We start from the raw sequence: 8,020 nt of genomic DNA, 5'->3' as shown, positions 1-8,020 counted from the left end.
GGCGACACGCTCGTCGCCATCTGGCCGGTGAGCGCGCGCGGCCGCGCGCGATGAGCGTCGCGGCGAAGGCGCCGCCGAAGCAGGACCGCGCGCGCGCCACCTATGACCGGCTGCTCGATGTCGCGGGCCTGCTCCTCGCCGAAGAGGGCATCGAGCGCATTTCGACCAACCGGATCGCCGCCGAGGCGGGGCTGAGCCCGCCCGCACTCTATCGCTATTTCGGCGACAAATATGCGGTTCTCGAAGCATTGGGCCGCCGGCTGATGGAGCGGCAGAATGCGGTGCTGGAGGCGTGGATCGAGCGGCACCGGCGCGGCGGCATCGCGGCGATGGCTGGCCATATCGGCGAACTGCTCGCCGAAACCGCCGCGGTGACGCGCGCCGAACCGGGCGCGGTGTGGACCTTGCGCGCGCTCCACGCGACCCCGCGGCTCGTCCATGTCCGGCTCGAATCGCATCGCCACGTCACCGACCGGCTGACCGATGCATGCGCTCCGCATTTGCCTGCTATTGGCCGGGACATGTTGTGGCGCCGGCTTCGCCTCGCGGTCGAGCTTGGCTTTGCCGCCGAAGAGATGACGAATGAAGAAGACTGCGTGCCGGCCGATGCCGTCCTTGCCGATGTTACCGCCATGCTGGGCGGACTGTTGCTCGACCTGACCCCCCTCCCGCAAGCGGGAGGGGTTGGAGGTGGGCAGGGACAGTCGGGTGGCCCACCCGGCTGCGATTAGCGAGCAAGCTCGCAAGTCTCGCTACCCCTCCCGCCTGCGGGAGGGGGATGCCCGACCACCGCAAGCCGCTTCCCTTTCGGCGAAGCAGGCTTTAGAGGCAGGCCAATCATGGTCGCCGACAGCACGTCCCACTTCCGTTACCGCCTGCGCCGCGACAGCAACGCCGTCATTGGCTGGTTCCGGCAGATGTGGACGCGGCGCTGGTTCCGCTGGCTCGGCTATCTTGCGCTGGCGGGCGTGGCCGCACTGGCGCTGCTGTGGGCGATCTTCGCGCGTAACCTGCCTTCGGTCGACCAGCTGCGCGACTATCAGCCGCCGCTGCCGACGATGGTGCGCGACGGCGAGGGCAAGCCCGTCCACAGCTATGCACGCGAGCGCCGCGTCCAGCTGGAATATGCCGAATATCCCCAGCTTCTTGTCCGCGCCTTTCTCGCGGCCGAGGACCGCACCTTCTTCGAACATGGCGGGATCGACTATCCCGGCATCGCGACCGCGATCCTGACCAACCTGAAGCGCGACGGCCGCCCGGTCGGCGCCTCGACGATCACGCAGCAGGTGGCGAAGAATCTGCTGCTGACGGGCGAGGTCAGCTATACCCGCAAGATTCGCGAGGCGATCCTCGCGAAGCGGATCGAGGCGGCGCTTACGAAGCAGCAGATCCTCGAACTGTATCTGAACGAAATTCCGCTCGGCCGCCGCAGCTTCGGCGTCCAGGCCGCGGCGCGCGCCTATTTCGACAAGGATGTCGACCAGCTCGCGCTTCACGAAATGGCCTTCCTTGCCATTTTGCCCAAGGCACCCGAAACCTATGGCCGCGCGCGCTATACCGACAAGGCGATCGCGCGGCGCAATTTCGTGCTTTCTGAAATGTTCCGCAACGGCTGGATCACGGCGGCGCAGCGCGACGCCGCGCAGGCGATGCCGCTCGGCCTCTCTGAAACGGGCAACAAGGCGGTCGCGCAGGTCGGCGGCTATTATATGGAAGAGGTGCGCCGCCAACTGATCGACCAGTTCGGCGAGACCCCCGAGGACGGCCCGCTCAGCGTCTATGGCGGCGGGCTTTGGGTGCGCACCCCCTATGACGACAAGATGCAGCAGGCCGCGACCGGTGCGCTGCGCCGCGGCCTCGTCCGCTACGACACCGGCAAGGGCTGGTCGGGACCGATTGCGCGGATCGAGGCCGACGACAAATGGCGCAGCCGCCTCGCGTCGAGCTTCATCGGCATCGACTACGACAATTGGCGCGTGGCCGCGGTGCTCGCCAAAACGGCCGGCGAGGCGCGCATCGGCTTTGCCGACGGCGAAGAGGGCCGCCTGCCCGCAGGCGCCGCGAGCATGGGCTATCGCAAGACGGGCGGCAGCGCCTTTTCGGCGATGCGCCCGGGCGACCTGATCGCGGTCAAGGCGACCGGGCCCGGCGTCTATACGCTGAAGAACATCCCCGAAGTGTCGGGCGGCATGGTCGTCGAAAGCCCTCATTCGGGCCGCATCTATGCGATGCAGGGCGGGTTCGACGTCCGCCTGTCGCCGTTCAACCGCGCGACCCAGGCTGAACGCCAGCCGGGGTCGACGATCAAGCCCTTCGTTTATGCGACGGCGCTCGACAATGGCATGACGCCGGCGACGCTGATCGTCGACGGCCCCTTCTGCGTCTATCAGGGCGCGCGCTTCGGCAACAAATGCTTCCGCAACTTCGGCGGCGCGAGCGGCAGCGGCGAACATACGATGCGCTGGGGCCTCGAACAGTCGCGCAACCTGATGACGGTCAGGACGGCGAGCCAGATCGGGATGGAACCGATCGTCGAAACGATCAAGACGATGGGGATCGGGACGCACGAACCCTATCTGTCGACCGCGCTCGGCGCCGGGTCGACGACGGTCGAAAAGATGGTCAACGCCTTTTCGATGCTCGCCAACCACGGCCGCGAGCTCAAGCCGCGACTGATCGACTATGTCCAGGATCGCCGCGGCAAGGTGATCTTTCCCAAGAACTGGAGGCCCTGCGACGGGTGCAACAGCGACGATTGGGATGGCAAGCCGATGCCGCGCTTCACGCCGTCGGGCAAGCAGCTGATGGACCCGATGACCGCCTATCAGGTCGTCCATATGCTCGAAGGTGTCGTCCAGCGCGGGACCGCGCAGGTGCTGCGCGATCTGAACGTGCCGCTGTTCGGCAAGACGGGGACGACCACCGGCCCGACCGACGTCTGGTTCGTCGGCGGCACCCCCGACGTCGTCGCCGGGCTCTACATGGGCTATGACCAGCCGCGCAGCATGGGCGGCTATGCGCAGGGCGGCAGCCTCGCCGCGCCGGTCTTCAAGCAATTCTTTCTCGAATCACTGACCGACCGGCCGCCGGTGCCGTTCATAGCGCCGAAGAATATCCGTATGGTGCGTATCGACCGCCAGTCGGGCCGCCGTGTCTATGGCGCGTGGCCGGGGACCGATCCCAAGGCGGCGATCATCTGGGAAGCCTTCAAGCCCGAAAGCGAACCGCGCCGGACGATCCGCGAAGAAGAGATCAAGCCCGCCGCCTCCGCCAAGCGACCCGATGCGCCGGTACAGGAAGGCAATGGCCGGCGCAGCGACGCCGACTTCCTCGACGACCGCGGCGGTATCATCTGACGGCTTGCCTCGCGCGGCTGAGCCACTATGGCCGTCGCCTACAGTTTCAGGAGCAAAGACCATGCGCGCCGAAGCGCAGGATCATGTCGATACCATCAACGCCGCGCTGGCGCTCTTGCGCCGTTTCCTCGACTGGGACCGCGCGGTGCGCCGCCTCGACGAACTCAATGCGAAGGTCGAGGACCCGACGCTTTGGGACAATCCCAAGGCGGCGCAGGATGTCATGCGCGAACGCCGCCGTCTCGACGAGGCGATCACCGCGACGCGGTCGATCGAAAAGGAGATGGGCGATACGGTCGAACTGATCGAGCTTGCCGAGATGGAGGGCGACGAGGCGCTGGTCGATGACGCGGTGCAGTCGCTCGCCACGCTGGCGGCGCGCGCCGAAGAGGACAAGATCAAGGCACTGCTCGCGGGCGAGGCCGACAGCTATGACTGCTATATCGAGGTTCACGCCGGCGCCGGCGGCACCGAAAGCCAGGACTGGGCCGAAATGTTGCAGCGCATGTATATGCGCTGGGCCGAAAAGCGCGGCATGAAGGTCGAACTGATCGAATATCAGGCGGGCGAACAGGCGGGCATCAAATCGGCGACGATGCTGGTCAAGGGCGAGAATGCCTATGGCTATGCCAAGACCGAAAGCGGCGTTCACCGCCTCGTCCGCATTTCGCCCTACGACAGCTCGGCGCGCCGCCACACCAGCTTTTCCAGCGTCTGGGTCTATCCGGTGATCGACGACAATATCGAGATCGAGATCAACGAAGGCGACCTCAAGATCGACACCTATCGTGCTTCGGGCGCGGGCGGACAGCACGTCAACACGACCGATTCGGCGGTGCGTATCACGCACATCCCGACCGGCATCGTCGTCGCGAGCCAGAACGACCGGTCGCAGCACAAGAACCGCGCGACCGCGATGGGGATGCTGAAGGCGCGAATGTACGAGGCGGAGCTCCAGAAGCGCGAAGCCGCGGCTTCGGGCGAATATCAGGCCAAGACCGAAATCGGCTGGGGTCACCAGATCCGCTCCTATGTCCTCCAGCCCTATCAGCTGGTGAAGGATTTGCGCACCGGTGTTACCTCGACTGCGCCCTCCGACGTGCTCGACGGCGCGCTCGACCCCTTCATGGCAGCGGCGCTGTCGCAGAAGGTGACGGGCGAAAAGGTCGAGGTGGAGGATATCGACTGATGCGCCGCCGCGCGGCCCGGCCTGCGGCGCTGCCGCTGTTCGCCGCGCTGGCCGCGCTGTCGCTGCTCGGGGGGTGTAACGCGCCGTGGAGCGAGAATAGCGACCGTCCCGAAACCGCGCGCGACTTTCCGCCCGCCGACCGTCCGGTCGCGCCGATCACCTCGACCAAATGGTCGACCGAAGAGGCGCGCGACCGCGTCAACGAAGCCGACGACATCATGGATTCGGCCGACGTGCGCCCCGGCATGACCGTGGCCGACATCGGCGCCGGCGACGGCTATTATACCGTGCGGCTCGCGCCGCGGGTCGGCCAGTCGGGCCGCGTGCTGGCGCAGGATATCCAGCCCGAAGTGATCGAGCGGCTCGCCGACCGTGTCGCGCGCGAACGGCTCGACAATGTGTCGCTCAAACTTGGTGCGGTCGACGATCCGCGCCTGCCCGCGGCCAGCTTCGACCGCGTGTTCATGGTCCATATGTATCACGAGATCGGCGAGCCCTATGCCTTTCTGTGGCGCTTGCGCCCGGCGCTGCGCCAGGACGGGCAGGTGATCGTCGTCGACGGCGATCGCCCGATCGCCCAGCATGGGACACCCTTCCGCCTGCTCGTCTGCGAATTCGAGGCGGTGGGTTTCAAGCTTCTGTCCTATGACGACAAGGCGCACGCGGGCGGCTATCTCGCGCGCTTTGTACCCGATGGTCAGCGCCCGGCGCCCAAAGCCATCAAGGTCTGCAAGAACCCCTAGGGTCCTGACCCTAGTAGACCAGCAGCCTGTCGTCGGCGCGTGCGTCGGCAAGGAAGCTGACCAGGCCGGCGGCACGTACCTGCGGCACCAGGTCGTTCGCCGTCATGCCCGCGAGAGCGACGCCCGACTGACAGACGAACAGGTCGACATCCATCGCCATCGCCTCGGCGATCAGTGCGGCAAGCCCCGGCTGACCAGCCGCCTCGCGCGCACCGTCGCCGGCAAAGGTGACGGGCGTGCGCAGCAGCGCCGCCGCCTCGCCCTGCAGGAAGAGCCGCGCCGGGCGGCCGAGCGCCGCGGCAGCAATCCCCGTCTCCAGCGCGGCATAGAAGCGCGCGCCGTCACGGCTCGCGACGATGATGCTCAGGCGCTGCATATCGGACATGTCGGCTCCTTTGCGACACCGACCTCGCGCCAGCGGCGATCGAGCATGTCGAGGATGGCGAGGCGGCCGGTCAGCGGTTGGCCCCAGCCGGTCAGCGCGCGCACCGCTTCGAGCGCAGCCATCGCTCCGATCATTCCGGCGAGCGCGCCCATCACGCCCGCTTCGGCACAGTTGATGCCGGGTCGGTCGGGATCGTCGCCGACCAGACAGGCGTAGCAGGGGCTGTCGCCGCGCCAGCCTTCATAGAGCGCGATCTGTCCCTCGAACGCGCCGATGGCGGCGCTGAGCAGCGGAATCTCGCGCGCGACCGCCGCGCGGTTGACCGCGAGGCGGGTGGCGAAATTGTCGCATCCGTCGAGGATCAGGGTCGCACCGGCCAGCAGCGCTTCGGCATTGCCCGTATCGAGCCGCGCCTCGACCGCCACCGCTTCGACATGGGGGTTGATGCGCCGCGCGGCGTCTGCCGCGACGATCGCCTTGGGACTGCCGATATCGGCATCGGTAAACAGCGGCTGACGCTGCAGATTGGAAAGTTCGACGCGATCATCGTCGATGATCGTCAGCCTGCCGACCCCCGCTGCCGCCAGATAGGTGATCGCCGGACAGCCGATCCCGCCCGCGCCGATCAGCGCGACATGCGCCGCCTTCAGCTTCGCCTGCCCCGCGCCGCCGAATTGCGGCAGGATGATCTGGCGCGCATAGCGGTCGAGTTCGGCGTCGCTGAGCAAGACCTATTCGCCCGGCCGCCGCATCTTCATCGCCGCGAGCGACCCGACATTGGCGGGCGCGTCCTGGTCGCCCTCGCTCTGTTCGTCGGCCGCGCCGCTCGCGACCCCGGTCGATCCGAAGCCGCCCGCGCCGCGCGCCGTTTCATCGAGCGTCTCCACCTCGGCAAAGGTCGCGCGCTGGACGGGCGCGGGCACGATCTGCGCGATGCGGTCGCCGCGTTTGATTTCGAACACCTCGTCGCCGAGATTGGCGAGGATCACCTTCACCTCGCCGCGATAGTCGCTGTCGATCGTCCCCGGCGTGTTGAGGCAGGTGATGCCGTGCTTGAGCGCGAGGCCCGAGCGGGGGCGCACCTGCACCTCATAGCCTGCGGGAATCGCCATCGCGAAGCCGGTCGCAACCGCGTGGCGCGCGCCGGGGCGCAGCGTCAGCGTCTCGGCCGCGACGATGTCCATCCCCGCTGCGCCGTCGCTCGCATAGGCGGGAACCGGCAGGCCGCCGCCGTTGGGCAGGCGCTGGAGGCGGATCTCAATCATCGGCAAGGGGGACGCGGGTATCGAGTTCATCGGCGATTTTTTCCATCAATTTGCGGGCGACGGCTTCCTTGGGCAGCCGGTCCCAACTGTCGACGCCAGCCTTGCTGACGATATGAACGCGGTTCGTCTCGCCGCCCATCGGGTCCGCCGAGACATCGTTGGCGACGATCAGGTCGCAGCCCTTGCGGGCGAGCTTTGCCTGGGCATGGGCGATCACGTCGTTGGTTTCGGCGGCGAAGCCGACGAGCAGCGGCGGCCGCTTGGCGCTCTTCGCGACGCTCGCCAGAATGTCGGGATTTTCTGCCAGCGCGAGCGGCGGCACCTCGCCGCTGCCGTCCTTCTTGATCTTCTGCGCCGATGTGTCGGCGGCGCGCCAGTCGGCAACTGCGGCGACCATGATCGCGGCGTCGACGGGCAGTCCCGCCTCGACCTCGGCCGCCATTTCGCGCGCGGTTTCGACATCGACGCGAACCACGCCCGGCGGCGTCGGCAGCGGTACCGGCCCCGCGACCAGCAGCACCTCCGCGCCCGCTTCGGCGGCGGCGGCGGCGATCGCGAAGCCCTGCTTGCCGCTCGACCGGTTGGCGATGTAGCGGACGGGGTCGATCGGTTCGTGGGTCGGTCCCGCGGTGACGAGGATGCGGCGGCCAAAGAGCGGGCGGTGGCGCGACGGCGCGAAATCGGGCTGGCCGCCGAGCGGTCGGACAATCGTGCCTTGCGCCAGCGCCGCCTCGATCGCCGCCTTGATCGCTTCGGGCTCGGGCAAGCGGCCGGGGCCATATTCGCCGCACGCCATTTCGCCCTCGTCGGGCTCCATCACCGTCATCCCGTCGCCGCGCAGCGTCGCGACATTGCGCTGGGTCGCGGGGTGCAGCCACATGCGTACGTTCATAGCGGGCGCCGCGAGCACCGGCTTGTCGGTCGCGAGCAGCAAGGTTGTCGCCAGATCGTCGGCGATGCCCCCCGCCATCTTTGCCAGCAGATCAGCGGTCGCGGGGGCAACGACGACCAGGTCGGCTTCGCGTGAAAGCTGGATATGCCCCATCTCGACCTCGTCCTTCAGGTCGAAAAGATATGTATAT

At 67.5% G+C, this 8,020-nt stretch carries 7 protein-coding genes and 1 pseudogene; 4 read left to right on the top strand and 4 right to left on the bottom strand.

All coding sequences use genetic code 11. From position 1 onward, the window contains the following. The 4 genes from ABS88_RS21270 to ABS88_RS21255 all read left to right on the top strand — a co-directional run. On the top strand, positions 1 to 731 hold a 731-nt coding region (locus tag ABS88_RS21270), incomplete at its 5' end, for a TetR/AcrR family transcriptional regulator (protein ID WP_286750515.1). Positions 732 to 839: 108 nt separating this feature from the next. Then, the gene (locus ABS88_RS21265; protein WP_286750514.1) at positions 840 to 3,356 is read left to right on the top strand and encodes a penicillin-binding protein 1A; all 2,517 of its coding nucleotides are present in this window, start codon (positions 840 to 842) and stop codon (positions 3,354 to 3,356) included. 61 nt (positions 3,357 to 3,417) lie between these two features. Further along, positions 3,418 to 4,545, top strand: coding sequence for a peptide chain release factor 2 (prfB, locus tag ABS88_RS21260; protein WP_040590389.1), 1,128 nt, complete (start codon positions 3,418 to 3,420; stop codon positions 4,543 to 4,545). Then, entirely contained in the window at positions 4,545 to 5,288 is a 744-nt protein-coding gene (locus ABS88_RS21255; RefSeq protein ID WP_286750513.1) for a class I SAM-dependent methyltransferase, read from the top strand. The genes prfB and ABS88_RS21255 overlap by 1 nt, the downstream gene beginning before the upstream one ends. Before the next feature lie 10 nt (positions 5,289 to 5,298). On the opposite strand, the gene ABS88_RS21250 is transcribed toward ABS88_RS21255, so the two are convergent. The 4 genes and pseudogenes from ABS88_RS21250 to coaBC form a co-directional block, all read right to left on the bottom strand. Further along, entirely contained in the window at positions 5,299 to 5,673 is a 375-nt protein-coding gene (locus ABS88_RS21250; RefSeq protein WP_286750512.1) for a DsrE family protein, read from the bottom strand. Beyond that, positions 5,652 to 6,401: a HesA/MoeB/ThiF family protein gene (locus tag ABS88_RS21245; RefSeq protein WP_286750511.1), complete on the bottom strand. Its 750-nt coding sequence runs from the start codon at positions 6,399 to 6,401 to the stop codon at positions 5,652 to 5,654. The genes ABS88_RS21250 and ABS88_RS21245 overlap by 22 nt, the downstream gene beginning before the upstream one ends. A 105-nt stretch (positions 6,402 to 6,506) precedes the next feature. Then, positions 6,507 to 6,968, bottom strand: a pseudogene (gene dut, locus ABS88_RS21240) (dUTP diphosphatase); the annotation flags it as partial. Next, positions 6,931 to 8,020, bottom strand: a 1,090-nt coding sequence (coaBC, locus tag ABS88_RS21235) for a bifunctional phosphopantothenoylcysteine decarboxylase/phosphopantothenate--cysteine ligase CoaBC (protein WP_286750510.1), incomplete at its 5' end; no start/stop codon positions are given. The gene coaBC and the pseudogene dut, both read right to left, overlap by 38 nt.

This window comes from Sphingopyxis sp. SCN 67-31, assembly GCF_001725095.1.
This window is presented reverse-complemented; position numbering and strand designations above follow the sequence as displayed.

Excerpts from the sequence above, each read along its gene's own strand:
- ABS88_RS21265 (WP_286750514.1), top strand. The coding sequence starts at position 840 with ATGGTCGCCGACAGCACGTCCCACTTCCGTTACCGCCTGCGCCGCGAC.
- prfB (WP_040590389.1), top strand. The coding sequence starts at position 3,418 with ATGCGCGCCGAAGCGCAGGATCATGTCGATACCATCAACGCCGCGCTG.
- ABS88_RS21255 (WP_286750513.1), top strand. The coding sequence starts at position 4,545 with ATGCGCCGCCGCGCGGCCCGGCCTGCGGCGCTGCCGCTGTTCGCCGCG.
- ABS88_RS21250 (WP_286750512.1), bottom strand. The coding sequence starts at position 5,673 with ATGTCCGATATGCAGCGCCTGAGCATCATCGTCGCGAGCCGTGACGGC.